Below are 25164 nucleotides of genomic sequence, written 5' to 3'. Positions count from 1 at the left end.
CGCGGGTTCTTGCAGCGGTGGGGTCTTGTGGTGAGACTGACCCGCATGAGGGAGGTGGCCAGCACATGGTGACGACGATCGGAGTGGTGGGACCGTCGGACCTGGTCACCTCGAGCACCCGGATCATCAAGGGGCTGCGTGGTGTCGAGGTGGTCCCGCTCAAGTACCGGCGAGAGACCGACACACCCAAGGTGATGGCCGACGCGCCAGGCAGTGTGGACGCGTGGCTGTTCACCGGCGTGGTGCCGTACCAGATCGCCGCCGCGCAGGACCTGCTCGACCGGCCGGCCGCGCACGTCGAGTACACCGGTGCCACGCTGATGCGCGCCCTGGTGCAGCTGCTCCGCGAGGGCCACGACGTCACCTCGCTGAGCATCGACGTGCTGGACGAGGCCGACGTCCGGGAGACGTTCGACGAGGTCGGGCTCCCGATGCGCGGCGTCCAGGTGCTGCCGTACCGGCCCGGGCTGAGCGTCGACGACATCGTCGAGTTCCACCAGCAGGCGCGGGCGAAGGTCGCGATCACCTGTCTGCGGTCCGCGTACGAGAAGCTCCGGACCGAGCAGACCACCCTGCGGCTCGCGCCGTCGGTGCACTCGGTGCGTGCCGCGGTGAACAGCCTGCTGCTCGTTCATGACGCTTTGCGCAGTGACGATGCGCAGATCGCGCTCGGCCTGGTCGAGATCTCGCCGGACGCCGAGAGCGCGCTGCGCCGCGAGGCCGGCACGCTCGGCGGCAGCATCCTGCGGTACGACGACAAACGCTGGATGCTGGTGGCGACCCGGGGCCCGCTCGAGCAGGCGTCGTCGGCGTTCACCGAGCTGAGCATGCTGACCCGCCTGAAGGAGCAGTACGGGGCGGTCCGGATCGGCTTCGGCATCGGCGGCTCGGGGACCGAGACCGAGGCGCTGGCCCGCCGCGCACTCGGCCGCGCGAAGACGGCCGGTCGCACGGCGGCCGTCGTGTCGCTGCGCAACGACATCGACCTCGTCCTGGTCGGCGGCGCACCGCCGCGGGCACAGCAGCGCTCGAAGCTGCAGCTTCTCGCGCAGCGGGCCGGGCTGTCCAAGGCGACTCTCGAACGCCTCCAGGAACTCGTCCGTGCGACCCCGGAGGACGGCCTCACCACGCGCTCGGTCGCCGACCATCTCGGCATCCAGCCGCGGACCGCGCGCCGGGTGCTGAACCGCCTCGAGCGGGCCGGTCTGGCCGATGCCACCGGCACCCAGCTCGGTACCGGCAGCGGCCGCCCGCTGGTTGTCTACCGCGTCCACCTCTAGACCGTTCAGAACTGATTGTTTGCCGAACGGTTGACGCACTGACGCACGTCCGGCTAATTTCAGCCATGACCGTAATTCGGTGCGTACTGTCCCGGGAGGCCTTGTGGACAAGCGATTCGCACGGGGATTGATCGTTGTTCTGCTCAGCTGTACAGGATTGCTGAGCGTTCCCGCCCAGGCCGTTCCGGCCGTGACCGAAACTCCGACGATCACGAACCTCGGCCCTGCGTCGGCCGTCACCTCGACCAGCGTGGCCGAGCAGGTCGGCGACCGGATCTGGACCATCACGTCCGGCGTCTCGCCCGTCCAGGTCGGCGCCTTCGACCCGGTCGGCAAGACCGTCGACCGCAAGCTCGCGCTGCCGACCGGTGCCGGCGCGTGGGCGATGACGCACCTCGGCACCGACCTGTACGTCGGTCTCTACACCCCGGGCGACGTCTACAAGATCGACACCACGACCGGCACCGCGACCAAGGTCGCCCAGTTCGGCTCGTTCATCTGGTCGATCGCGGCGACCCCGGACGGCAAGATCGTCGCCGGTACGTATCCGGACGGCGCGGTGCACGAGTACGACCCGGCCACCGGTGCGACCCGCTCGTACGGCGCTGCCGTCGCGGGCCAGCAGTACGTCCGCAGCATCGCCGCCGACGCGACCACGATCTACGCGGGCGTCGGCACCAAGGCACACCTGATCGCGATCGACCGGGCGACCGGCGCGCGAAGGGAGATCCTGCCGGCGAAGTACGCCGACCGCACGTTCGTCGCGACGCTCGCGCTGGACGGGACGAAGCTCGCCGCGAGCCTCTCCCCCACCGGCACGATGCTCGTCTACGACACCAACGACCTGAGCAACCCGGTCGAGGTGCAGACGCCCGGCGGCGATCAGTACATCACCGCGATCACTCTCAGCGGCTCCGACATCTACTTGGGCACCCGCCCGTCGGGCACCCTCTACCGGTACCGCGACACCACACTGACGCGCCTCGGTTCGCCGTACGAGGGTGCGTACTTCAACCGCATCTTCGTCGAGGGCAGCACCATCCGCGCCGAGCTGACCAGCCAGGTCGTCGACTTCGACGAGGCGACCGGAACTTTCACCGGTACCGACCTGGGCCAGGCGGGTCTGCCACCCGCGCCCGAGCAGGCGATGGCGATCGCGGCAACGCAATCGTCGGTGCTGGTCAGCGGCAAGGCCGGTATCCAGGTCCACGACCTCGCCACCGGCACCAGCACTCGCACCTTTCTTCCCGGCGAGGCGAAGACACTGACACCGGTCGGCCGGACGGTGTACCTCGGCGTTTACACGCTGGCGCGCTTGTGGCAGATGGCCCCTGATGGCAGCGGTCTGCATGAACTCGGGCAGGTAGGCAACGAGCAGACCCGCCCGACCGACGCGGCGTACGACGACCGCTCCCGGACGTGGCTGATCTCGACCGAACCCGACTACGGCAAGTACGACGGAACCCTCGTCGAGCAGCATCTCGGCACCGGGCAGCGGGAGGTACACCGCGGCGTCGTACCGCAGCAGTCGGTCCGGTCCGTGACGACCGCGGACGGGATCGCGTACCTCGGTGGCGCGACCCGGAACAGCCTCGGCACCGACCCGATCTTGCCGCAGGCAACTGTCGTCGCATTCGACCTGCGGACGAACAAGCCGCTGTGGGAGAGCGCGCCGCTAGCTAAGGCACAGAGCTACAGCGATCTGGAGATGTATCGCGGCAAGCTCTATGCGACGACCGACGACGGGCGCCTGGCCGTCCTCGATCCGCAGACCGGCACGCTGCTCGCATCGACGACGATCGGGACCGGGCAGAGCCGCCTGACGATCGCCCGCAGCGGTCTGTACGGCACCGACAACACCAGAGTTTTCAAGGTCGACGGGACCACGGTCACCACGGTGATCGACGGGCTCGGCGCACAGATCTACAGCTATCCGCTGATCACCACGTCGCACAACGGCGACGCCCTCTACACGATCAAGGGCCGCGACCTGGTCCGCATCGGAGGCCTGCGATGACAATCTCCCGCCGAACCGCCCTCACGGGCGCCCTGGCCGGCACCACGCTCGCCGCGGTCGACCTGCCCGCCAGGGCGGCAGGTCCCACCGACGGCTCCGGGCTCACCGCAGCTCCCCTGGCGGACGGCCCGATCGACGGCACCACTCTCCCCAGCTACGGACCTGCCGTCACCACGGCGGCCGTCGTCGCCATGGCCGTACTCAACGACCATGCATACGTGATCAGCCGCGGCATCGTCCCTCCCCGGCTGACCGAGATCGACCTGACCACGAGGCGCGTCACGCGGACGGTCGAGCTGCCGGTCGGCGAGGGCGGATGGGGTATTACCGTTGCCGCCGGCAAGGTCTACGCCGGCCTCTACCCGGTCGCCGACGTCTACTGCTTCGACCCGGCCGACGGATCCGTCACCCGGGTCGGCGGCCTGGCCGGGCCCGGCGGTTTCGTCTGGGACATGACGACAGCACCGGACGGCCAGGTGTTCGCGGTCAGTTATCCGAACGGCGCCGTCTGGCAGATCGATCCCGCGACGAACACACCGAAGCAGCTTGGCACACCCGTGCGCGGCGCGCAGTACGGCCGTTACGTCGGTGCCGCAGGCAACTACGTGTACGCCGGGATCTACACGCCGTCCCAGCTCGTCGGATACGACCGCACCACCAAGACCTTCCGGGACCTCACGCCCGCAGCGTCCCGCGGTCAGAACTTCGGCCCGTTCGCGGCCGGCGACGACCGACTCTACGTGGGCAGCAGTCAGGCGTTGCTGAGCATGGCCCTCGACGGCAGCGACGTACGGACCGTGCCACTGCCCGACGGCGAGACGAGCGTCGACGCCATCACGGTGGGATCCGACGGTACGGCGTACCTCACGACCCGCACCTCCGGGACGGTGTGGAAGTGCGGCCCGACCGACACGATCCTCACTGCGGTAGGTACACCGGCTCCGGCGGACGAGCATCGCCGGATCGTGCTGCTCGACCAGGACACGCTCCTCGGCTCGACCGGGTCCGGCGTGCTCTGGTGGCTCGACGTACGGACCGGTGAGTTCGAGCTGCTCGATCTCGTCGACGCCGGGTTCATGCCCGCGCCGGACAAGCCACAGTCGATCGTGCTCGGCGATCCGCACCTGTACGTCGGCGGGCACTGGGTCATCGCCGAGCATGCCGGCGATCAGGTCCGCAGACTCCGCGTCGCGGGCGAGGCCAAGACGCTCAACTGGATCCGGGGCGAGCTCTACACGGCTCTGTACCCGAGCACCGAGGTCGTGCGCGTGAACCCGCGGACGAAGGACGTGCACAGCTTCGGCATTATCGGTCACGAGCAGCTCCGCCCGTGGCAGGCGGCGTACGACGAGAGGTCGAAGCTGCTTGCGATCGCGTCCGCACCCGGTACGGGCAAGCTCACCGGAGCGCTCACGCTGCTCGACGTACGGACGGGTGAGCTCGACGTGCATTACGGCGTACTGCCCGACCAGAGCGTGATGTCGGTCCACATTGTCGACGGGATCGCGTACCTCGGCGGAGACGTGGTCGGTGGCGGAGGCATCACACCGACCCATACCGCGGCCGCCATCGGCGCGTTCGACCTCGCGCAGCGCAAACTTCTGTGGACGGCCGAGCCGCTGGCCGGAGAACGCTCGATCCAGAGCGTCGCCGTCCACAACGGAATCCTGTACGGCGTCCTGAAGCGGACCAGCGGCTCGTGGTTCACCTACGAGCTGCGGACGGGAGCAGTCGTCAAGGGCGCTAACAAGCTCTCCGGCTACGGGCAGCTCCACGTTGACCGGACCGGGGTCTACTGTGAAACCAACTTCGGCGGGAACCTGTACCAGCTCGGACCGAACGCCGCGACACTGCTGGTGAACAAGCTCGGCGACGGCTGGTACACCGTGCCGCAACTGACCCCGGTACGCGGCACCCGGCACAGCGTGTGGGGCCTGGCCGATCGCGACCTCGTCCAGCTGCCATTGCCCTGAGCCACCAACGGAGGAATCGCTGTGATCGAACAGCTCGCACGCGACGGCGGTACGCCGGTCCGCACCGATCCGCTGCCGTCGACGATGGACGCCTCCGGCCGGCGGTTCGGCGACGACGAGGTGAAGGCGGTCGAACGGGTGCTGCGCAGCGGGATGCTGTCCGGCACGTGGGGTACCGAGGTGCCGGCGCTCGAGCTGGAGTTCGCCTCCCTGCTCGGCGCCGGGCACGCGGTCGCCTGCAGCTCGGGTACGGCGGCGCTGCACCTGGCTGTGGCCGCGGTGGACCCGGATCCGGGTGACGAGATCATCACCACGCCGATCAGCGACATGGGTACGGTGTTCCCGATCATGATGCAGAACGCCGTACCGGTGTTCGCGGACGTGGACCCGATCACGGGGAACCTGACGCCGGAGACAGTCGCGGCCGCAATCACGCCGCGGACCAAGGCCGTCATCGTCGTCCATTTGTTCGGCAAACCAGCCGCGGTGCGGGAACTGCGCGAGCTCTGCGACCAGCGCGGGATCCTGCTGATCGAGGACTGCGCGCAGGCGTACCTCGCGCCGGTCGGCGACTCGTACGTCGGCCGGATCGGGCACATCGGCTGCTTCAGCCTGCAGCAGACCAAGCACATCAGCGCGGGCGACGGCGGTCTGACCGTGACCGACAATGCGGAACACGCGCGCCGGATGCGGCTGTTCGCCGACAAGGGCTGGCCGCGCGACACCGACGAGCGCACGTACCTGTTCCTCGCGCTCAATTACCGGATGACCGAGCTGGTCGCATCGGTGACCCGCGCGCAGCTCACCAAGCTGCGCAGCGTCGTTGCGGACCGGCGTACGACGGCCGCGCGGCTGTCCTCCGCGATCGCGGACCTGGCCGGGTTGACGACGCCGCCGGACGGAGGCGATCACGTGTACTGGCAGTACCCGCTGATCGTCTCCGAAGCAGCCGGTGATCTGCGCGAGTGGGCGGCCGCGCTGACGGCCGAAGGCGTTCCGGCCAACGGCGGGTACCTGAGCAGCCCGCTGTACGCCGCGCCCGCGGTCCGCGACCGGATCACGTACGGTCGGTCCGGGTTCCCGTTGCAGGACGTCGAGTACCCGCCCGGCCTGTGCCCGAACGCCGAGGAACTGATCGGCCGGACGCTGCTCGTGCTGCCCTGGAACGAGAACTACACCGACTCCGACGTCGACGACATCGCCGCCGCGATCCGCAAGGTCCACAGAGCCCTGGAGCCCCGATGAGTGACACTCCCCCGCTGCTCGACTGCGACCTGCTGGTCGGGCACGACGTGACGACCGGGCACTGGGGGCGGCCGGAGAACATCGCGAAGGTGCTCGCGGACAGCGGCATCGCGGGCGGTCTGCTGTCGGCGCTGCGGGCCGTGCACTTCGACGTACCGTCCGGGAACGACGAGGCCGCTGAGGTTGCCGATGGCAACGGATGGACCGCGGTGCCGGTGCTCGACCTGCGCGATCCGCTGGGTGCGGAGAAGGAGTTGGAGCGACAGCTCGCTCGTCCGACGCCGCCGCGGGCGGTGCGGTTGGCGCCGACGGCGCAGGCGGTCGAGCCCGGGTACCCGGCGTTCGGGCACGTCGTCCAGCTGCTCGTCAACGCCGACCTGACGATCTTCACCGAGGGCGACGTCCGGAAGGTCGGCCCGGCGCTGCGCGGGCTCGGCGCGCGGGTGGTGTTCCTCGACACGCACTTCTACTACCTGGGCGACTTCGTGCTGCTGGCCCGGTCCGAGCCCGGGTTCCACACGTCGACGCGGATGCTCACCGGGCCGGACTCGCTGGAGATCGTGGCCGCCGAGGTCGGGGCTGAGCGGCTCGTCTTCGGCAGCCGTACGCCGTTCCACGAGACCCGATCGGTGGTCCGCCGCTTGCTCACGTCGAAGCTCAGCCCGGACGAGATCGCGCAGGCCGGCAGCCGCAGTCTCACCACTGTCCTGGAGCCCGCATGCTGATCGACGTCCACGCCCACTGGGGACCGTGGTTCTTCTCGATGGACGTCGGCAGCATCGACGTCAACATCGACGGGCTGGACCGGTTCGGCATCGACCTCCAGCTGGTCTCGGCGATCGAGGCCATCGTGTACGACGCTCCGCTCGGCAACCGGTCCCTCGCCGAACAGTTGCCGGCCGATCCGCGGCTGCGCGGGATGATCGTGGTCGATCCGCGACGGCTGGACGAGGCCCGGAAGGACCTCGACAAACTGCTCGCCGGGGACGGGCGGAAGCAATGGGTCGGCGCGAAGATCCACAGCGAGTACAGCCGGACGCCGATCAACACACCGCCGATGCAGGCCGCGATCGAGCTGACCACGGAGTACGAGTTGCCGACGCTCGTGCACACGTGGGGCGACACGGTCGTCGATCTCGCGGACGTCGCAGCGCGGGTGCCGGGAGCGCGGGTGCTCGCCGGGCACATGGGCGCGAACGGCTGGCCGCGCGTGCCCGAGGCCGCGGACCGGTCCGACCGGATCTGGTTCGAGCCGTGCTGGTCCGCGCCCGAGGCCAATCGGATCCGCTGGATCCTGGACCGGATCGGCCACGACCGGATGATGTTCGGCACCGACGCCACGTTGATCGACCCGTCCGTCGCCCTCGGCGCGCTCGAGGCCGCCGATCTCACGCCGGACGAGCACGCGGCGATCACACATCGGAACGCTCAGGCCCTGTTCGGGCTCTAACCGTTCACGAAAACCAGGATGTCGTGTTCGGGGCCTCGGGTCTCGGGTTCTTTCCAGCCGAGGTGGCGGTAGAACGCGATCGCTCGGTGGTTCTGGTTCCACGCGAGCAGCCAGGCGCGGGCGTGGGTGCGGGTGGCGGCTTCGAGGAGGCGGCGGGCGAAGCCGGTGCCGCGGGCGTGCCGGAGTACGCCGAGTTCGTCCACCTCGAACGCGCCGATCAGCAGCTCCTCGACCTGCTCCGGGCCGAGCCGGTCGAGCACGCTGCCGTACGAGCGGTCCGTCCGGAACGGGGCCGGCGTGGTCCACCCGGTCAGGAACCCGGCGATCCGTCCGTCGTCCGAGCGCTCCACCCAGGCCTGGAACCCGTCCCGCTCGGCATCACCCTCGAGCCGGGTACGGAACGCCGTCCGGGTCTGCTGGGGGTTCCGGTGCTCGAAGGGCGGTGCGGTGAACACCTCGACGTACGCCGTCGTCAGTTCGTCCGCGATGTCCAGGATGTCCCGCCCATACGTCTGCACCGCTCCAACCTAGGCGATGGAGCGGTGCGTCGTACTGCGCTTCACTGGACGGCGGCCGCCTCTTCCAGGTCCGCGTTCTCCGGCGCGGGCCGTCGGGCCGGAAGCGCGTCGGGCGTCGCCGCGATCGTCTCCAGCTCGGAACGGAACTGCGGAAGCATCCAGCGCAGCGGCTGGTCCAGGACGCGTGCGATGGTCGCCTGATCCACCCTCAGCAGGCCGCCGATCCGGGCCAGCGCGTCCGGCTCGTCGGTGGCGGCGTACAGCAGATGGACGACCTCGTGCCGGTGCGCGAACACCGCCAGCGCGGCGGCGGCCAGACCAGCATCGATTTCAGGCGGATCCGTGATTTCCCCGTTGACTGTCACGACACCAACAACCCGCCGGGGTGCGGATGGGTTACGTGTGAGTCTTGACAGTTGACCAACGCTCAACTGGCAGCTCAACTGGGCAGCCAGTGGACCTTTCCGAGCAGGTAGGTGGCGCCGATCAGTGCGGTGGTGTCGATCAGCGTGTGCGCGACGACGAGCGGCATCACGCGGCCCCAGCGGCGGTACAGGTAGGTGAAGATCACGCCCATGATCACGTTGCCGGCGAAGCCGCCGAGGCCCTGGTAGAGGTGGTACGAACCGCGCAGGAGCGCGCTTGTCGCGCTGGCGCGGCGGACGGACCAGCCGAGTTGGTCGAGCCGGTGGTTGAGGTAGCCGAGCACGATGACTTCCTCGAGTACGGCGTTCTGCGCGGAGACGGCGACCAGGATCGGGATCCGCCACCAGTAGTCCGGGAGCTGTGACGGGTCGACGGTCAGGTTGACGCCGGATGCGTGTGCACCGATGTAGAGCAGCAGGCCCGCACCGCCGATGATCGCCGCGATCGCCGTACCGCGCCCGAGGTCGCGCCACCGTTCGCGCAGGTCGAACCCGATCGTCCGGAACGACTCCCTGGTACGAACCAGCAGATGCCCCACCAACGCGACCGGCACCAACGCGGTCACCACCGCGAACACCTGCCACGCCAGATCCAGCCAAGGCCGCCCCGGCGCCCGCGACCCCACGATCACCGCCGTCTGCCCACCCAACGGCTTCCCCGACGTCAAAACCCCCACAAACGAAATAACAGCCGCCACCCCCGAAGCCCCCAACGAAAGCCCCAACACCAACCAAACCTCCCGCCCCAACACCCGCCGGGCACCAGCGGGCGTGGTGGTGAATCCAGCCGCTCCATCCCCGGTGGCGGAGGCGGTGACGGAGGCGGTGGGAGCCGCGGGCGCGGGGGCGGTGGGGTGGGTGGTGGGGGTGGGTGGGGAGGAGTGGGCCGCCGGTGGGGTGGGGTCTTTGGCGGGGGGTGTCATGGGTCAACTATTGCGCGGGGGGCCGGCGAGGAGGGTGAGGAGGTGGTGGAAGGCGTCGGCTGGGTCTGTGGTCAGTTCGTACTGGGATTGGATTTGGAGGCCGTCCGAGAGGGCGATCAGGAGGGTGGCGATGGTGTTCGGGTCGGCGTCGGGGGTGAGCGTGCCTTCGGATTGGCGGGTGCGGATGGTGTCGGCGAGGCGGGTGCGGAGGGTGGCGTAGCGGTCTACGAAGAAGGCGTGGGAGGTGTGGTCGGGGTCGCCTGCTTCGGCCGAGAAGGTCGAGTAGAGCTGGACCAGCCCCGGAACGGTCCCGTTGTGCCGGATGACCGCCTGTAGGCCGTCGATCGAGTCGGTGGCCTCGATGCGTTCCATGTCCGCCTCGTCACGAGCGCGCAGTACCTCCTCGAAGAGCTTCTCCTTCGAGCCGAAGTAGTGCAGCATCCCCGCCTCGCTCAACCCGACCGCGGCCGCGAGCTCGCGGGTCGACGTCTTCCGGTAGCCGTGCCGCGCGATCACCTCCAGCGCCGCGCGCAGGATCTCGGCGCGCTTCGCCACCCCCTTCGCGTACGGACCCCGGGAAGTAGTCATATCCAAAACCTAGCATCACTCGGTTTTCAGCCGTAGCATCGTCGCCATGAACTTCGACGAGCTGCTCGGCCGGCTCTCCCTGGAGGAGAAGGTCCGGATCCTCACCGGCCAGGACTTCTGGTCCACCCACGCCCTGCCGTCGATCGGACTCCGCTCGATGGTGCTGTCCGACGGCCCGAGCGGCGTCCGCGGTGCGGTCTGGGACGAGCGCGACCCGTCGCTCAACCTCCCGTCCGCGACCGCCCTGTCGTCGTCCTGGGACGTCGACATCGCCCATCGGTACGGCGTGGTGTCCGCGCTCGAGGCCCGCCGCAAGAACGTCGACGTCGTCCTCGGCCCGACGATCAACCTGCACCGCTCCCCCCTCGGCGGCCGGCACTTCGAGGCGTTCAGTGAGGACCCGGTGCTGACCGCGGACCTCGCCGCCGCGTACGTCGCCGGCGTCCAGGAGCTCGGCGTCGGCGCCACCCCGAAGCACTACGTGGCCAACGACTTCGAGACCGAGCGCTTCACCGCGAACGTCGAGGTCGACGAGCGGACGCTCCGCGAGGTGTACCTGCTCGCGTTCGAGAAGGCCGTCACCGAGTCGAAGGCGTGGCTGGTGATGAGCGCGTACAACTCGATCAACGGTGCTACCGCATCGGAGAACGAGCTGCTCGAGACGCCGCTGAACAGCGAATGGGGGTTCGACGGAGTGGTGGTCAGCGACTGGACCGCCGTGCGCAGCATCGAGAGCGCGAGGCACTCGCAGGACCTGGCGATGCCGGGGCCGATCGGGGCCTGGGGCGACGCGCTGGTCGAGGCGGTTCGCTCGGGTGAGGTGAAGGAGGACGCGATCGACCGTAAGGTACGCCGGATCCTCGCCCTCGCCGCCCGCGTCGGAGCACTCGAAGGCACCGCGAAGCCGGCCGCCATACCGCAGGTCGACGGAAAAGCCTTCGCACGAACGGCGGCGGCCGAAGGTACCGTACTGCTCACCAACAAGCGCACCGAAGCGCCGGCAGGTGCAGCTGCGGGCTCCGGTCGGCGCGAGCTGCCCTGGCGGGCGGGTGAGCTGATGAAGGTCGCGGTGATCGGGCACAACGCCCGCGACGCTCGGACGCAAGGTGGCGGTAGTGCGACTGTCATTCCGGAGAAGGTTGTTTCGCCGCTCGAGGGGATTCGGGCGGCGCTACCGGAGGCCGAGATCACCTACTCGATCGGCGCGGTCGTCCAGGAAGGTGTCGTGGAGCTCCCGCTCGGCGCGATGACGAATCCACAGTCCGGTGAGCACGGCGCCCGGGTCCGGTTCCTCGCGGCGGACGGTACCGAATTGTTCGCCGAGGACCGGTTCTCCAGCGCGCTCGTGTACCTCGGCGGCAATGCCCCGATCGGCGAGGCAGCGGCGTTCGAGTTCCGGACGACCTGGACGCCGGACGAGTCCGGCGTGGTGAACCTCGGTTTCGCCTCGGTCGGCCACGGCCGGATCTTTGCCGACGGCAACCCCCTTCGCGAGGACACCACCGTACCGGTCGGCAACGACCCCGGCGCCGCGCTGCTCTCCCCACCGTCGATCTCGGCGCCGCTCGAGGTGACCGCCGGCCGGCCGGTCGACGTACGGATCGAGCTCGATGTGCCCGCCGCAGCAGGAGAGCTCAACGCACTGAGCATCACGGTCGGCGTCGAGCCGGCCAATGACGACCCGCAGGCGCTCATCGACGAAGCCGTCGCCGCAGCCCGCGACGCCGACGTCGCACTCGTTGTCGTCGGCACCAACTCGAAGGTCGAGTCCGAAGGATACGACCGCACCACACTTGAGCTCCCCGGCCGCCAGGACGACCTGGTCCGCGCCGTCGCGGCCGCCAACCCCCGTACGGTCGTCGTCGTCAACGCAGGCTCGCCCGTCCTCCTGCCCTGGCGCGACGACGTCGCGGCGGTGCTGGCGACGTACTTCGGTGGTCAGGAGTACGGCGACGCGCTCGCCGACGTGCTGCTCGGCCGGACCGAGCCGGGCGGCCGGCTGCCCACCACCTGGCCGCGCGCGCAGGCTGACGTACCGGTCATCAACGTCACGCCGGAGAACGGCGTCGTGCGGTACGACGAGGGCATCCACATCGGGTACCGCGCCTGGCTGAAGGCGGGAACCGCACCGGCGTACGAGTTCGGCCACGGTCTCGGCTACACCACCTGGGAGCTGTCGGACCTGCGCGCGAACGACCCGTCGTCGGTCGCGCTGACCGTCCGCAACAGCGGTGATCGAGCGGGCAAGCACGTCGTCCAGGTGTACGTCGAACGTCCGGACAGCGCGGTGGACCGCCCGGTGCGCTGGCTCGCCGGGTTCGCCGTCGTCCGGCTGGACGCCGGGCAGGCCCGCGAGATCACGATCAACCTCCACGAGCACACCTTCGAGCACTGGGACAACGGCTGGACCATGGAACCCGGTGCTTTCACGATCCGAGCCGGCTCGTCGGTTTCGGACCTGCCGCTCTCCACGGAGCTGCAGGTTCGTTAGCTGCCCGGCTGAACGAGCTCTAACCGGGCTCGGAAGGGTTCGGTACCGGCCGCCGCACCACGCGGCGGCCGGTATCGGACTGCCAGTACAGCACCGATCGCCCGGACCGCCGGCGCTCCAGCAGGCCCGCATCGGCCAGCACCCGCAGGTGATCCGAGATCGTTGCCAGTGACAACCCAGTAGTTGCCACGAGCAACGTCGTACTGACCGGCGAGGCCGCCTCCACCAGAATCCGCGCACGGTTCCGCCCGAGCAGCTGGACCAGGGGTTCGGCCGGTTCCTCCGCCGCGGCGAAGATGCCGGTCACCGGGTAGGTCAGCGCGAACCGGTCCGGCAACCGCCAGCTCACGTTGACGCGCTGGGTATGCGCCGCGATGAACATCAGGTCCCGCCCGCGCACATCGGTCACCGGGTAGTCCCACCGGTTCACCTGGATCCGCCCGTCACCGAGCCATCGCACGTCAGGCCCGAGCCCACGCAGTACGCCGGACCAACCCTGCTCGCTGAGCCGCGATGTCCGCGACACCACGTCGGCCTGCAGGACCCGCAGCCGCCGCGGCCAGTCCGGCTCGACCGTCTCCTTCCACACCCATCGCAACAGGTCCGCCGCCGCGTCCGCCAGCCCGGACGTCTCACAAATGACAGCCGGCAGCGGTGTTCGTACGACCCTCAGGTCCGCCCGGATCTGCTCATCGTCCAGCGAGGTCAGGTACGCGAGCTCCTCCTCCAGCGTAAGGTCCGGCTCGAGCGGCGGAACGGTCAGGAAGTCCGCCGCCCAACTGACCCCGAACGAGCTGTCGATCAGCGTCGCCCACAACGGGTTCGCGTCCAGCACGGCCTGGTACGCGCCGACGTGCGCGTCCTTCCACGGGCGGTACCACGGCTCGACCGGCGTCCGCAGTAACTTCAGCGCGGACACCGTCTCGGTGAGCTGCGACGTACCGAACCGGGCATTCGCCAGGGTGTCGGCATCGACCAGGAACTCGGACAACGTTTCGCCTCCACCCGAAACTGTAGGCGGTACGGCGCCCGCTCGTCGATTCTCCACAGCATGGGCACCTACCGGGCGATCTTCGCCAACTCCGAGTTCCGGAACCTGTGGATCGGCAGCGCGCTGAGCAACGCGTCGGCCACCATGACCAGCCTGACGCTGGCGCTGCTGGTCGAGACCACGACCGGCTCCGCGCTGCTGTCCGCGATGATCATGTTCGGCCCGTCGCTCGCCCAGGTCCTCGGCGTCTCCACGCTGATGTCCGCGGCCGACACCGCGCGGCCGCGTCAGGTGCTCACGATGCTGAGTCTGCTGGCGACCATCGAGGTCGCGGCCCAGGCCGCGTTCGACCTGCCGCCCGGCGCGCGGCTCGTGCTGGCGCTCGCGTTGGCGTACGGCCTGTCGATCGGGTCGGGCGCCCGCTGGGGTCTGCTCAGCGAGGTCGTGGACGAGCAGCAGTTCGTGCTCGGCCGGTCGGCGATCAACCTGTCGGTCGGCGCGATGCAGATCGCCGGGTTCGGCATCGCCGGCATCCTGCTGCAGACCCTCAGCCCGTCGACCGTGCTGTGGCTCGCCACCGGCTTCTCCGCGGTCGCCGTACTGGTCAACCGCTTCGGTCTCCGGGACCGCCCGCCGCGCCGGGTCGCGCGGACCGGGCTCGCCGAGACCTGGCGCGGCAACCGCACGCTGCTCGCTCAACGCCGTACCCGTCCGTTGCTCATCGCGCTCGCGCTACCGAACGGGCTGATCGTCGGGTGCGAAGCGTTGTTCGTCCCGTACGCCGGCTCGCGCGCGGGCTGGTTGCTCGCGGCCGGAGCCGCCGGGATGATGACAGGCGACCTCGTGGTCGGCCGCTTCCTCACCCGCAACGGCAGGTGGATCGCCGCGCGGTTCCTGCGGTTCGTACTCGCCGTACCGTTCCTCGGCTTCGCGTTCGACCTGCCGATCGGGGTGCTGTGCGTACTCGTCGCGATCGGCAGCAGCGGGTACTCCGCTTCACTTGCGCAACAGGAGGTGCTCGTGGACCTCACGCCCGGCGAGCTGCGCGGTCAGGTGCTCGGGCTGGAGTCGGCGCTCCGGATGACGACGTTCGGTGTGGTCGCGATCCTGGCCGGCGCGTTCGCCGACCTGACCGCTTCCGCCCCGACGATGACGGTCTGCGCCATCGCCTCACTGTTGGTCTCGCTTGCCCTGACCCGCGCTCTAAGCTCGCTGCATGGTAGTGGTCCGGCTGCAGAAGGTCTCCAAACGGTACGGGCGGCGGCAGATCCTGACCGACGTCGACCTGCACCTGAACGCGGGTGAACTTGTCGCGCTGATCGGCGCCAACGGCTCCGGGAAGTCGACGGTCCTGCGAATGCTCGTCGGACTGTCGCACCCGTCCGAGGGTTCCGTGCAGCGTGACGCCCGCGTTGTCGGCTACGTGCCCGACGTCTTCGCATCGCACGATCGGCTCTCCGCATCGGCGTACCTCACGCACATGGGCAGGATCCGTGGACTCAGCACCCGGGCTGCCCACGACCGGGCGCACGAGCTGCTTGATCGGCTGGCGTTGCCGGGCGGCGCAAGTACTCCGATGCGCAAACTGTCGAAAGGCAACGCGCAGAAGGTCGCGTTGGCGCAGGCGCTGCTCGAACCACCGGAGCTACTCGTCCTCGACGAACCGTGGGCAGGTCTCGACGCCAACGCCCACAGCACGCTGCGCGCGTTGCTCACCGAGGCCGCCGCCCAAGGTGCTGCCGTCGCGTTCACCGAGCATTCGGCGGAGACGGTCCGGACGACCGCCACCCGCGTCTGCGAGATCAACCACGGCCGGCTCACCACGACATCGGAGCAACCAAGCATCACCGAGGTGTCGCTGATCCCAGGTGCGGACATCGACTGGACGCAGCACCCCGACATCATCGACGTACGACGCGAGGACGGGCACGTCACGCTGACACTGCCGACGGGCCGCCACGACGCCGCGCTGCTGACCGCCCTCAACCACGGCTGGTCGGTCACAACCGTACGGCGGGTGAAATGAGCTCCCTGTACCGCTACCTGATGAACAGCGTGCTGCTCTCGCAGCGCTACCTCCCGCCGATGCTGATCTTCTTCGGCGTCCTCGCGGTCGGTACGGCGTCCGACAACGGGCCGCTGCAGTCGTCGTACGCGTTCGGCGTGCTGGTGATGCTGGTCTGTTCGACCTGGCTGACGGTCGCGATCGTCAACCACGAGAACCCGACGCAGCGGCAGATCACCCTCGTCACGGTCGGCGACTCGCTGCGGGTGCTCGCGGTCACGATCGCGGTGGTGGTCACGTGGTGCGTGCCGCTGCTGCTGTTCGGGCTGATCTGCCCGATCGTCACCGGGGACCACGAGGTGACGATCGGCGACCTGGTGATCGGGGCGGTCGCGCAACTGGCGTCGGCGATGATCGGGATCGCGATCGGGGTGCTGTGTTCACGGCTGCTGATCCGCCGGATCGGGATCGCGATGCTGACCGCGGCGACGCTGATCCTGTTGATGATGGTGCGCCGGATCTCCCCGGTCAGCGCGCTGATGAAGGTGCTGTCCGACGAGAAGTCCGCCGCCACCAACGCCGTACCGACGACCCTCCTCGCCGTCGTCTGCCTCGCCGTCCTGACCGCCGCCGTCCTCGTCGCGCGGACGATCTCGGATCGGCGCGAGTAGTCAGGAGGCGGCGATCGAGAGGCCGTGTTGGGCGGCCGATCCGCGGACGATCAGGGTCGTTGCCAACTCCACGTGATGCGACGCGACCGGCTCACCCACCGCCAGCTGCAGCGCCGTACGGACTGCGACCGCGCCCATCTCGCGCAGCGGCTGGCGGACCGTGGTCAACGGCGGTGACGCGAGCCGGGCCACCTCGGTGTCGTCGAAGCCGACCACGCTGAGGTCCTCCGGGACCCGCAGACCGCGGGCCCGGGCCGCCTCCAGGACGCCGAGCGCCACTTCGTCGCTGCCGGCGAAGATCGCGGTCGGGCGGTCCCGCAGATCGAGCAGCGCGGAGCCGCCCGCCACACCGTCGTCGTACAGGAAGTCACTGAGCCAGATGTACTCCGGCGGTACCGGCGCGCCGATCGAGTCCATCACGCTGCGGAATCCGCTCATCCGGGCCTGGTTGCAGCCGGACGTCGGCGGGCCACCGACGTACCCGATCCGCCGGTGCCCGAGGGCCAGCAGGTGCTGCGCCGCGGTCACACCGCCGGCGAAGTTCGTCGAGCCGACGCTGGTCAGCTCGGGCTCCGGCGTGTTCGCCGGGTCGATCACCACGAGCGGCACCCGCGCCCGTTCCAGCGCGGCCAGGTCCGCCTCGGACAGCTCGCTGGTCAGGCCGATGGCAGCGCGGCGGCCGTTCGCGATCAGCTGCCGGATCCAGGACGCCGCGCGGCCCGGGTTCGCGTTGGAGGTCGGCGGGTGCTTCGGCCGGGAGTTCAGTACGACGTCGACGCCGGCCGCCTGCCCCGCCTCGACGACGCCCTGGATCACCTCGACGGAGTACGCGTTTACGACGCCCTGGTAGAACAGCTCGATCGTGTCCCGGCGGGTGGGCTCCGGGCGGCGCCCGACGTACCCGTGCTTCTCCAGGATCTCCTGGACCCGTGCGCGGGTGACCGGCGAGACGTCGCTGCGCCCGTTCAGCACCTTGGAGACCGTGGCGACCGAGACACCGGCCGATCCGGCCACCGTCGCCAGGGTGACGCGACCCTTCAACCGCGACATCTCATCACCCTCCTCCTGGGTCAGCGCTGATCGAGACCGGTGTCGTCAGGACCCGGTCGTGCCCCACCACCCTCACATCCCCGGTCATCCGCAGCATCGCACGACACGGCAGGTCCAGTGCCGACGTGCCCACCATCACTTCGAACTCCCCCGGTTCGACGATCCGGCGCAGATCGGGACCCGTGTACGCCGTGCGATCGGCATGCACGCGGAACGTGACATCGACGGCCTGTCCCGGCTCGAGCGACACCCGCGCGAACCCGGTCAACAGCTTCAACGGACGGGCGACCTGCGCGACCACGTCCCGCAAATACAGCTGCACGACCTCGTCGCCGGCGCGACCACCGGTGTTCGTCACCTTCACGGTCGCGGTGAACTCGCCGTCGCTGCCGATCTCGTCCGCGCTCAGCCGCAGCTCACCGACCGAGAAGCTCGTGTACGACGAGCCGTAGCCGAACGGGTACAACGGTCGCGTCTCGAGCCCGCTGATCCCCGCACTCTCGACACTCCCGAGCGCCGGCTGCAGGTACGTACCGGGCTGCCCACCGACGTGCCGCGGGATCTGCACCGGCAACTTCCCACTCGGCACGATCCGCCCGCTCAACACGCCCGCCATCGCCGCGGCGCCTTCCTGCCCGGGGAGAAACGCCTGCACCAACCCGGCAACCCGTCCGTCGAAATCCCCCAGCGCATAGGGCCGCCCGGACACCACGACGAGCACCACAGGTTTCCCGGTCTCGAGCAACGCGTTGACGAGCTCCCCCTGCACCCCGGGCAGCCGCAGGTCCTCCGCGTCACACCCTTCCCCGGAGGTCCCATGCCCGAACAACCCGGACAGATCTCCGACGAAGGCAACCGTCAGCTCAGAGTCCTGGGCCTGCGCAACAGCCTCCTCGAACCCGGAGCGGTCGTCCCCCATCACCTCACAGCCCTTGGCGTACGACACCTCCACACCGGAGAGCTCGTTGCGCAAGGCGTCCAGTGGTGAGGTGATCGTGATGCCCAACCCGCGCTCGGGGTACCGCGGGAGCACGTGGTTCGGGAAGGCGTAGCAGCCCATCAACGTGCGCGGGTCGTCGGCGCACGGTCCGACCACGGCAACCTTCGTCAGGTTGGCGAGCGGGAGGACCGAGCCCGCGTCGAGCAGGACGATCGACTTCTCGGCCAGCTCGGCTCCGATGGCCCTGTTGTGTTCGGAGTTCAGGTCGATGGGCTCGGTGCTGACCGAGGCCTGGGGAGTCCAGTCGGCATCCAGCAGCCCTAGTTCGGCCTTTTGTTGCAGGACCCGGCGGGCGGCTCGGTCGATCAGCTCCTCCGACAGTTCGCCGGAGCGGACCTTGGCCGCCAACCCGGCGTACCCGATCGTGTCCGGGAGTTCGACGTCCGTGCCGGCGGTCAGCGCGAGTGCTCCGGCGTCGGCGTCATCGGCGGCGACGCGGTGCATCGACGACAGGAACGGGACCGCCCAGTAGTCCGAGACGACCGTGCCCTCGAAACCCCAGTCGTCGCGGAGTACGTCGGTGAACAGCCACGGGTCGGCGCTCGCGGGCAGCCCGTCGATGTCGGCGTACGAGCTCATCACCGACCCGGCGGCAGCCGTCGCGATCGCGGTCTCGAAGGTCGGCAGGATGATGTCGAGCAGTTCGCGGCGCCCCATCGACACGGGCCCGTGGTTGCGCCCGGCCCGGGAGGCGGAGTACCCGGCGAAGTGCTTCAGCGTCGCGATCACGCCGGCGCTCTGCAGACCACGGACGTACGCCGAGCCCAGAATCGCCACCAGGTAAGGGTCTTCGCCCATCGTCTCCTCGACCCGGCCCCACCGGTAGTCGCGGACCACGTCGAGCACCGGCGACAACCCCTGGTGGACGCCGGCCGCAGCCATGTCCCGCCCGATCGCGGCGGCCATCCGTTCCACCAACTCCGGGTCGAACGTCGCGCCCCACGCGATCGACGCCGGATACACGGTCGCGCCGTACGTCGTGAAACCGGTCAGACACTCTTCGTGAACCAGCGCCGGTACGCCGAGCCGGGACCCCTTCAGCACCACCTCGTGCTGCCGGACCACCTCGGCGACACCCTGCTCGACGGTCTGCGGATAGCTTCCCCACACGCGCGTCAGGTGCCCGAGGCCGTCGCGGCTCGCGTCCTCCAGCGACACCGACCCGCCGGTCGAGAACACGTCCTCCATCGGCGCGACGTTGATCGTCTCGTCCTGGGGAAGCTCCTGGTCGGCCATGTCGTTGCCGGCCCAGCGGCTGCCGAGCTGGGCGATCTTCTCCGCCGGCGTCATCGCCGCGAGCAGCAGACCGGCACGCTCGGCGGCGGGCAGGGACGGGTCGCTCCAGGGCCGGTCGGTCGAGATGGACAAGAAAATCTCCCTTGCTGAAACTTCGTTTCGGTGAGCAATTATCGAAAAGTTTTCGAAGCTCCCCGATCGCCGCGACACTCGGCGCCGATCTCTGAATCTCCTGCATGACCAGGCGATTACGTGACCTCACTGTGACCCCGGAAAGTCCTTAGTTCAAGTCTTGACAGCACAATCCCCGAAATCTATGTTTCGAAAACAAGTCATATCGGCAGGTGCTTCCGCAACCTGTGGGGGCAGCACGAAGTACGGAGATCACGGTGGATCCCAACACGACATCCCGGCGTACTTTCCTAGGCCTGGTCGGCGGTGGCGCGCTGGCAGCCGGCCTCGCAGCGTGCGGTAGTTCCGGCCCGACCAGTACGCCCGGTTCGACCACGGGCGCCGGTGGCGGCGGCGGTGCCGGCAGCGGTACGACCTACTGGTTCCTCACCGGCCAGCCGCAGCAGGGCATCCGCGAGGCGCAGGTCAAGCGGTTCAACGACGCCAACCCGAACACCAAGATCAAGACGACCGAGTTCCAGAACGACGCGTTCAAGGCCAAGATCAAGACCGCGATCGGGGCCGGCCAGGGCCCGACGCTGATCTGGGGCTGGGGCGGCGGCGGTCTGAAGGCGTACGTCGAAGCCGGCCAGGTCGAGGACCTGACCGACTGGCTCAACACCCAGGAGGCCAGCCTCAAGAACTCGATCTTCCCGTCGGCGTTCACGGCGGCGACGGTCAACGGCAAGATCTACGCGGTGCCGGGCGAGACCGTGACGCCGATCGTGCTGTTCTACGACAAGCGCGCGTTCGAGAAGATCGGCGCCCAGCCCCCGCAGTCCTGGGGCGACATCATGGACCTGGTCCCGAAGTTCAACGAGAAGGGCATCGCGCCGTTCTCGCTCGGTGGCCAGTCGCGCTGGACCAACATGATGTGGCTGGAGTTCCTGTTCGACCGGATCGGCGGCAGCGAGGTCTTCCAGAACATCTACGAGGGCAAGAAGGACGGCTGGTCCGACCCGTCCGCGCTGAAGGCCCTGGACGAGATGCAGAAGCTGATCAAGGCGAACGGCTTCATCAAGGGCTTCTCCTCGATCACCGCCGACTCCAACGCCGACCAGGCGCTGCTCTACACCGGCAAGGCCGCGATGATGCTGCACGGCGCCTGGACCTACGGCAACATGAAGGCCTCCGGCGGCGACTTCGTGACCGGTGGGCACCTCGGCTACATGAACTTCCCGCCGGTCGACGGCGGCAAGGGCGACCCGAGCGACACCGTCGGCAACCCGGGTCAGTACATGTCGATCTCCTCCAAGGCCAGCGCCGCGGACAAGGAGACCGCGAAGAAGTTCATCGCGAACAACACCCTCGACGACGCCACGGTGGAGGCCTGGGTCAAGTCCGGCAACATCCCGGTGGTCAAGAGCGCGAAGGACAAGCTCTCGTCGATCACGGACCCGAACGACTCCAAGTGGCTGAACTTCGTCTACGACACCGCGGCGAACGCGAAGAACTTCGCCCAGTCGTGGGACCAGGCCCTCAGCCCGACCCAGGCCGAGACGCTGCTCGACAACATCGCCAAGTTGTTCCAGCTGTCCATCTCCCCGCAGCAGTTCGCCACCAACATGAACGCGGTGATTGGCCAGTGACAGCTACCGCTCCGCCCGTCGCGCCGCCGACCGGCCGCACCGAAGCGTCCCGCGCCGGCTCCTCGGGCGCCGGGCGGAGCGGTGCGGTCGCCTGGATGGTGCTGCCCGCGCTGTTGCTGTTCGTCGTGTTCGGCGTCATCCCGCTGGTCGGCGTACTCGTGCTGAGCTTCACCCAGTGGGACGGGCTCGGCGCGATCCACGCCGCCGGGCTGACCAACTGGAAGTCGGTACTGACCGACTCACAACTCCCGCACAGCATCCTGGTGACCTTCGAGATCATGATTCTCTCGTGGGCCGTGCAGACCCCGATGAGCCTGCTGCTCGGCACCTTCCTCGCCGGGCGGCAGCGGTACCGCGCCTTCCTCGCGGTGCTGTACTTCATCCCGCTGCTGCTCAGCTCGGCGGCCATCGCGATCACCTACAAGGCCCTGCTCGACCCGAACTTCGGGCTCGGGCCGGGCCTGAAACTCGGGTTCCTCACCCAGGACTGGCTCGGCAAGAACACCCTCGCGATCGGTGTGGTGATCTTCATCGTGTCCTGGCAGTTCATCCCGTTCCACTCGCTGATCTACCAAGGCGGTGTCCGGCAGATCCCGACCACGATGTACGAGGCGGCCTCGATCGACGGCGCCGGCCGGGTCCGGCAGTTCTTCAGCATCACGGTGCCGCAGCTGAAGTACACGATCATCACCTCGTCGACGCTGATGGTGGTCGGTTCGCTGACGTTCTTCGACCTGATCTTCGTGCTCACCGCCGGCGGTCCCGGTGACGCGACCCGGGTGCTCGCGCTGGACATGTACAAGCGCGGCTTCATGTCCAACCAGATGGGTCCGGCGAGTGTGATCGCGACCCTGATCGTCCTGCTCGGCCTCGCGCTCGCACTGATCCTGCGGCGCCTCGGCGGCAGTACGACGGCCAGCCAGCAGGAAGGTGCGTGACCGATGCAGGCTCGCAAGCTCACGCAACTGAACTGGTTCGGTGGCCTGGCCGGCTGGATCTGGCTGGCGATCGTCCTGATCCCGCTGTACTGGATCGTGGTCACCAGCTTCAAGGACCAGAGCGCGTACTTCACCCAGAACCCGTTCGCGCTGCCGTCCGCGCCGACCGCGAACAACTACAAGCTGGTCATCCAGTCCGACTTCCCGCGGTACTTCCTGAACAGCGTGATCGTCACCGCGGGCACGATCATCCCGGCGGTCGCGATCTCGTTCATGGCGGCGTACGCGATCATCCGCGGCGCCGGCAGCAGGTTCCTTGCCGGGGTCAACGGCCTGTTCCTGATGGGGCTGGCGATCCCGCTGCAGGCCACGATCATCCCGGTCTACCTGCTGATCATCCGGATGCGGCTGTACGACAGCCTGCTGGCGCTGATCCTGCCGTCGATCGCGTTCTCGATCCCGCTGTCCGTCCTTGTCCTCGCGAACTTCATCCGCGACGTACCGAAGGAACTCTTCGAGTCGATGCGCGTCGACGGGGCGACCGAGTGGGGCATGATGCGCAAGCTCGCGCTGCCCTTGACCCGGCCCGCACTCGTCACGGTCAGCATCTACAACGGCCTGGGCGTGTGGAACGGGTTCCTGCTGCCGCTGATCCTCACGCAGAGCCCTGACAAGCGCACCCTTCCGCTGGCGCTGTGGACGTTCCAGGGTCAGTACAGCGTCAACGTGCCGGCGGTGCTCGCCTCGGTCGTCCTCACCACGCTACCGATCGTCATCCTGTACGCCGTGGGTCGCCGGCAACTGCTCAGCGGTCTCACCGCGGGCTTCAGCCGCTAGATGTACCGCCAGATGTACAGCTAGGTGTTCCGCTAGAGCCTTCGGGCTCGAACCTCAGGGCAGAGCCGCCCGCCTCGGGCCGGCTCGCCCTGACACGCGCGCCCGTACGGCGAACGCGCCCTTGAGCGCTCCCGTGCGAGTCGCCCCTTTCTCCGCACCGCGCGTATCGCTGCGCGTGGCAGCGGCTTCAACAGTTCACCAGGGAGGCAGAAGTGAAGTATCGCAATGCACCCGTGAGTAGTTCGACCAACCAGCTTTCTCGCCGGGTGTTTCTCGGCGCCGGCGCAGCTGCGGCGGCGGGCGTGGGCCTGGGCCTTGCGGGTCCGGCGTTCGCGGATCCCGGCCCGGTCGGTGATGCCGGCCAGGCTGGTGGGGAGGTTCCGTTCGGACCTGTCGTCGTGGCTGGTCCACCAACCGGACGCTCGTCGTACGCTCGCGCTGTCCGGCTCAGCAGCGGAGCGCCCGGCAAGTCGCGGAGCCTGCTCGCGACCTATCAAGGCGGAGGCCCAGGGTTCCCTCTCTATCGCAGTGACGACGACGGCCGCACGTGGGCGAAGCAGAGCAGCGTCCCCGACCCCAGCACCGCGTCGGGGGTCTATCTGCAGCCGTTCCTTTACGAGTTGCCGCGCGCGTTCGCGGGTCTGCCCAAGGGCGCGCTCCTGTTCGCGTGCAACTGGCTCGGAAAGAACTTCGGTAGCACCAACATCCAGCTGTACGCCAGCACGGACCGCGGTCTCACGTGGGAGTTCCTGAGCACGGTGGCTCAAGGTGGGCCGGCCAACACCACGAACGGCGCGACGCCGGTGTGGGAGCCGTTCCTGCTGCTGCACAACGACAACCTGATCTGTTACTACTCCGACCAGCGGGACCCCAACTTCGGGCAGAAGCTCGCGCACCAGACCAGCACGGACCTGTACAACTGGGGTCCGGTCGTCGACGACGCGACCGGCACCGCCTACGCCGAGCGGCCCGGTATGACCACGGTGGCACGCCTGAAGGGCGATCTGTGGATCATGACGTACGAATTCGGAGAGCCCGACGACCCGGCCCACCCCGATCAGAACAACTACACCTACCACGTGCACTACCGGATCGCGAAGGACCCCGAATCGTTCCGGTTCTCTCCGGACACGCCGCTCCTGGACCAGAACGGCGGCGCCCCGAACGGTGCCCCGGTTGTCAGCTGGTCGCAATCGGGCGGAGTGAACGGCACGATCATTGTCACGGGCAACGATGATCAGGACTTCTTCATCAACCGCGAACTCGGTGCCCCCGGGGCCTGGACGCGGTTCTCGTCACCGATGCCGGCCGGCTACAGCCGGTTCACCATCCCGCTGGACGGCCCCGGAGACCCGCAGAACCGTGGCCTGGTCTTCGTCATCACCGGAGCGCAGTACGGCAAGTCCGGTCCCGTCGAAGCAGGCATCATCTCCCTGAACGACTGAGCTTCCTGCTCAGGGGTCTGGTCGCCCACGACGCGAGCGCCAGTACGGCGAACGCGGCGGGGGCGACCGTCCCGGCGTAGCGGTGGGTCGCGGCGTTGGACGCGACGGCCCCGGACATGTTGATCAGGACCCCGGCGTACGCCCATTCCTTCAGCCGAGGCAGCCCCGGTAGGGCGATCACCACGGCGGCGGCGAGTTTCGCGCCGCCGAGGATCGTCGAGAGGTAGCTCGGATACCCGAGGTCGATCAACAGCGGGTAGAACGGCGCCATCCGGAACAGATCCATCGTCCCCCCCGACTCCCCCACCCCCCGACCGCCGT

The 25164-nt window shown here is 68.7% G+C and carries 22 protein-coding genes; 14 read left to right on the top strand and 8 right to left on the bottom strand.

What is annotated here, in order from left to right; genetic code table 11:
• The first annotated feature begins 65 nt into the window (after window positions 1-65).
• The 6 genes from FB475_RS27990 (at window position 66) to FB475_RS27965 (ending at window position 7965) form a co-directional block, all read left to right on the top strand.
• Window positions 66-1280, top strand: a complete 1215-nt coding sequence (locus FB475_RS27990; RefSeq protein WP_141859957.1) for a helix-turn-helix domain-containing protein — start codon at window positions 66-68, stop codon at window positions 1278-1280.
• Between the two features lie 190 nt (window positions 1281-1470).
• Window positions 1471-3297, top strand: a complete 1827-nt coding sequence (locus tag FB475_RS27985; RefSeq protein WP_185759478.1) for an outer membrane protein assembly factor BamB family protein — start codon at window positions 1471-1473, stop codon at window positions 3295-3297.
• Window positions 3294-5270 (top strand): NHL repeat-containing protein, encoded by a 1977-nt coding sequence (locus FB475_RS27980; protein ID WP_141859954.1) that lies wholly within the window; start codon window positions 3294-3296, stop codon window positions 5268-5270. Before FB475_RS27985 ends, FB475_RS27980 begins: the two co-directional genes overlap by 4 nt.
• A 21-nt stretch (window positions 5271-5291) precedes the next feature.
• Window positions 5292-6515, top strand: a complete 1224-nt coding sequence (locus tag FB475_RS27975) for a DegT/DnrJ/EryC1/StrS family aminotransferase (RefSeq protein WP_238332482.1) — start codon at window positions 5292-5294, stop codon at window positions 6513-6515.
• Window positions 6512-7240, top strand: coding sequence for an amidohydrolase family protein (locus FB475_RS27970; protein WP_141859952.1), 729 nt, complete (start codon window positions 6512-6514; stop codon window positions 7238-7240). The genes FB475_RS27975 and FB475_RS27970 overlap by 4 nt, the downstream gene beginning before the upstream one ends.
• Window positions 7234-7965, top strand: coding sequence for an amidohydrolase family protein (locus tag FB475_RS27965; protein ID WP_141859950.1), 732 nt, complete (start codon window positions 7234-7236; stop codon window positions 7963-7965). The genes FB475_RS27970 and FB475_RS27965 overlap by 7 nt, the downstream gene beginning before the upstream one ends.
• Here FB475_RS27965 and FB475_RS27960 read toward each other — a convergent pair.
• The 4 genes from FB475_RS27960 to FB475_RS27945 all read right to left on the bottom strand — a co-directional run bounded on the left by FB475_RS27960 (window position 7962) and on the right by FB475_RS27945 (window position 10419).
• A complete protein-coding gene (locus FB475_RS27960; protein WP_141859948.1) occupies window positions 7962-8483 on the bottom strand; it encodes a GNAT family N-acetyltransferase in 522 nt (173 codons plus the stop codon). The genes FB475_RS27965 and FB475_RS27960 overlap by 4 nt on opposite strands.
• Window positions 8484-8524: 41 nt before the next feature.
• Complete coding sequence (locus FB475_RS27955; protein ID WP_141859946.1) at window positions 8525-8848, bottom strand: hypothetical protein; 324 nt, start codon at window positions 8846-8848, stop codon at window positions 8525-8527.
• A gap of 74 nt (window positions 8849-8922) precedes the next feature.
• Window positions 8923-9540, bottom strand: a complete 618-nt coding sequence (locus FB475_RS27950; protein ID WP_238332481.1) for a CPBP family intramembrane glutamic endopeptidase — start codon at window positions 9538-9540, stop codon at window positions 8923-8925.
• Window positions 9541-9834: 294 nt separating this feature from the next.
• Window positions 9835-10419: a TetR/AcrR family transcriptional regulator gene (locus tag FB475_RS27945; RefSeq protein ID WP_141859942.1), complete on the bottom strand. Its 585-nt coding sequence runs from the start codon at window positions 10417-10419 to the stop codon at window positions 9835-9837.
• 46 nt (window positions 10420-10465) lie between these two features.
• Between FB475_RS27945 and FB475_RS27940 the strand changes: the two genes are divergently transcribed.
• Window positions 10466-12910: a beta-glucosidase gene (locus tag FB475_RS27940; RefSeq protein ID WP_141859940.1), complete on the top strand. Its 2445-nt coding sequence runs from the start codon at window positions 10466-10468 to the stop codon at window positions 12908-12910.
• A gap of 19 nt (window positions 12911-12929) precedes the next feature.
• Here FB475_RS27940 and FB475_RS27935 read toward each other — a convergent pair whose 3' ends face one another.
• The gene (locus FB475_RS27935; protein ID WP_141859939.1) at window positions 12930-13958 is read right to left on the bottom strand and encodes an ArsR/SmtB family transcription factor; all 1029 of its coding nucleotides are present in this window, start codon (window positions 13956-13958) and stop codon (window positions 12930-12932) included.
• Between the two features lie 3 nt (window positions 13959-13961).
• On the opposite strand from FB475_RS27935, the gene FB475_RS27930 reads away from it, so the two are divergent.
• Genes FB475_RS27930 through FB475_RS27920 form a run of 3 tightly spaced genes read left to right on the top strand, consistent with a single transcriptional unit; the run spans window position 13962 to window position 16577 of the window.
• Window positions 13962-15206 (top strand): MFS transporter, encoded by a 1245-nt coding sequence (locus FB475_RS27930; RefSeq protein ID WP_141859937.1) that lies wholly within the window; start codon window positions 13962-13964, stop codon window positions 15204-15206.
• Entirely contained in the window at window positions 15118-15927 is an 810-nt protein-coding gene (locus tag FB475_RS27925) for an ABC transporter ATP-binding protein (RefSeq protein ID WP_141859935.1), read from the top strand. The genes FB475_RS27930 and FB475_RS27925 overlap by 89 nt, the downstream gene beginning before the upstream one ends.
• A complete protein-coding gene (locus FB475_RS27920) occupies window positions 15924-16577 on the top strand; it encodes a hypothetical protein (protein WP_141859933.1) in 654 nt (217 codons plus the stop codon). Before FB475_RS27925 ends, FB475_RS27920 begins: the two co-directional genes overlap by 4 nt.
• On the opposite strand, the gene FB475_RS27915 is transcribed toward FB475_RS27920, so the two are convergent.
• Together FB475_RS27915 and FB475_RS27910 are read right to left on the bottom strand one after the other, a co-directional pair.
• Window positions 16578-17627, bottom strand: coding sequence for a LacI family DNA-binding transcriptional regulator (locus FB475_RS27915; protein ID WP_141859931.1), 1050 nt, complete (start codon window positions 17625-17627; stop codon window positions 16578-16580).
• A gap of 4 nt (window positions 17628-17631) precedes the next feature.
• Window positions 17632-19995: a glycoside hydrolase family 3 N-terminal domain-containing protein gene (locus FB475_RS27910; RefSeq protein WP_238332480.1), complete on the bottom strand. Its 2364-nt coding sequence runs from the start codon at window positions 19993-19995 to the stop codon at window positions 17632-17634.
• Between the two features lie 257 nt (window positions 19996-20252).
• On the opposite strand from FB475_RS27910, the gene FB475_RS27905 reads away from it, so the two are divergent.
• The 4 genes from FB475_RS27905 (at window position 20253) to FB475_RS27890 (ending at window position 24843) form a co-directional block, all read left to right on the top strand.
• Window positions 20253-21623, top strand: coding sequence for an extracellular solute-binding protein (locus FB475_RS27905; RefSeq protein ID WP_141859929.1), 1371 nt, complete (start codon window positions 20253-20255; stop codon window positions 21621-21623).
• Window positions 21620-22561: a carbohydrate ABC transporter permease gene (locus tag FB475_RS27900; RefSeq protein WP_238332479.1), complete on the top strand. Its 942-nt coding sequence runs from the start codon at window positions 21620-21622 to the stop codon at window positions 22559-22561. Before FB475_RS27905 ends, FB475_RS27900 begins: the two co-directional genes overlap by 4 nt.
• A gap of 3 nt (window positions 22562-22564) precedes the next feature.
• Window positions 22565-23398, top strand: coding sequence for a carbohydrate ABC transporter permease (locus tag FB475_RS27895; RefSeq protein WP_141859928.1), 834 nt, complete (start codon window positions 22565-22567; stop codon window positions 23396-23398).
• A gap of 233 nt (window positions 23399-23631) precedes the next feature.
• A complete protein-coding gene (locus tag FB475_RS27890) occupies window positions 23632-24843 on the top strand; it encodes a sialidase family protein (protein WP_202878562.1) in 1212 nt (403 codons plus the stop codon).
• Here FB475_RS27890 and FB475_RS27885 read toward each other — a convergent pair.
• Entirely contained in the window at window positions 24824-25129 is a 306-nt protein-coding gene (locus FB475_RS27885) for a DoxX family protein (RefSeq protein ID WP_141859926.1), read from the bottom strand. The two genes, FB475_RS27890 and FB475_RS27885, sit on opposite strands and share 20 nt — an antisense overlap.
• Window positions 25130-25164 lie beyond the last annotated feature (35 nt).

The sequence above is a fragment of the Kribbella jejuensis genome (assembly GCF_006715085.1).
Lineage (GTDB): Bacteria > Actinomycetota > Actinomycetes > Propionibacteriales > Kribbellaceae > Kribbella > Kribbella jejuensis.
The sequence above is the reverse complement of the archived record's forward strand: the minus strand, read 5'-3'. Positions and strand labels throughout refer to the sequence as shown.

Bases quoted from the DNA above. Each gene is read 5' to 3' on its own strand.
- FB475_RS27990 (WP_141859957.1), top strand. From the start codon at position 66: ATGGTGACGACGATCGGAGTGGTGGGACCGTCGGACCTGGTCACCTCG.
- FB475_RS27980 (WP_141859954.1), top strand. From the start codon at position 3,294: ATGACAATCTCCCGCCGAACCGCCCTCACGGGCGCCCTGGCCGGCACC.
- FB475_RS27970 (WP_141859952.1), top strand. From the start codon at position 6,512: ATGAGTGACACTCCCCCGCTGCTCGACTGCGACCTGCTGGTCGGGCAC.
- FB475_RS27965 (WP_141859950.1), top strand. From the start codon at position 7,234: ATGCTGATCGACGTCCACGCCCACTGGGGACCGTGGTTCTTCTCGATG.
- FB475_RS27945 (WP_141859942.1), bottom strand. From the start codon at position 10,419: ATGACTACTTCCCGGGGTCCGTACGCGAAGGGGGTGGCGAAGCGCGCC.
- FB475_RS27940 (WP_141859940.1), top strand. From the start codon at position 10,466: ATGAACTTCGACGAGCTGCTCGGCCGGCTCTCCCTGGAGGAGAAGGTC.
- FB475_RS27930 (WP_141859937.1), top strand. From the start codon at position 13,962: ATGGGCACCTACCGGGCGATCTTCGCCAACTCCGAGTTCCGGAACCTG.
- FB475_RS27925 (WP_141859935.1), top strand. From the start codon at position 15,118: ATGGTAGTGGTCCGGCTGCAGAAGGTCTCCAAACGGTACGGGCGGCGG.
- FB475_RS27920 (WP_141859933.1), top strand. From the start codon at position 15,924: ATGAGCTCCCTGTACCGCTACCTGATGAACAGCGTGCTGCTCTCGCAG.
- FB475_RS27915 (WP_141859931.1), bottom strand. From the start codon at position 17,627: ATGTCGCGGTTGAAGGGTCGCGTCACCCTGGCGACGGTGGCCGGATCG.
- FB475_RS27895 (WP_141859928.1), top strand. From the start codon at position 22,565: ATGCAGGCTCGCAAGCTCACGCAACTGAACTGGTTCGGTGGCCTGGCC.
- FB475_RS27885 (WP_141859926.1), bottom strand. From the start codon at position 25,129: ATGGATCTGTTCCGGATGGCGCCGTTCTACCCGCTGTTGATCGACCTC.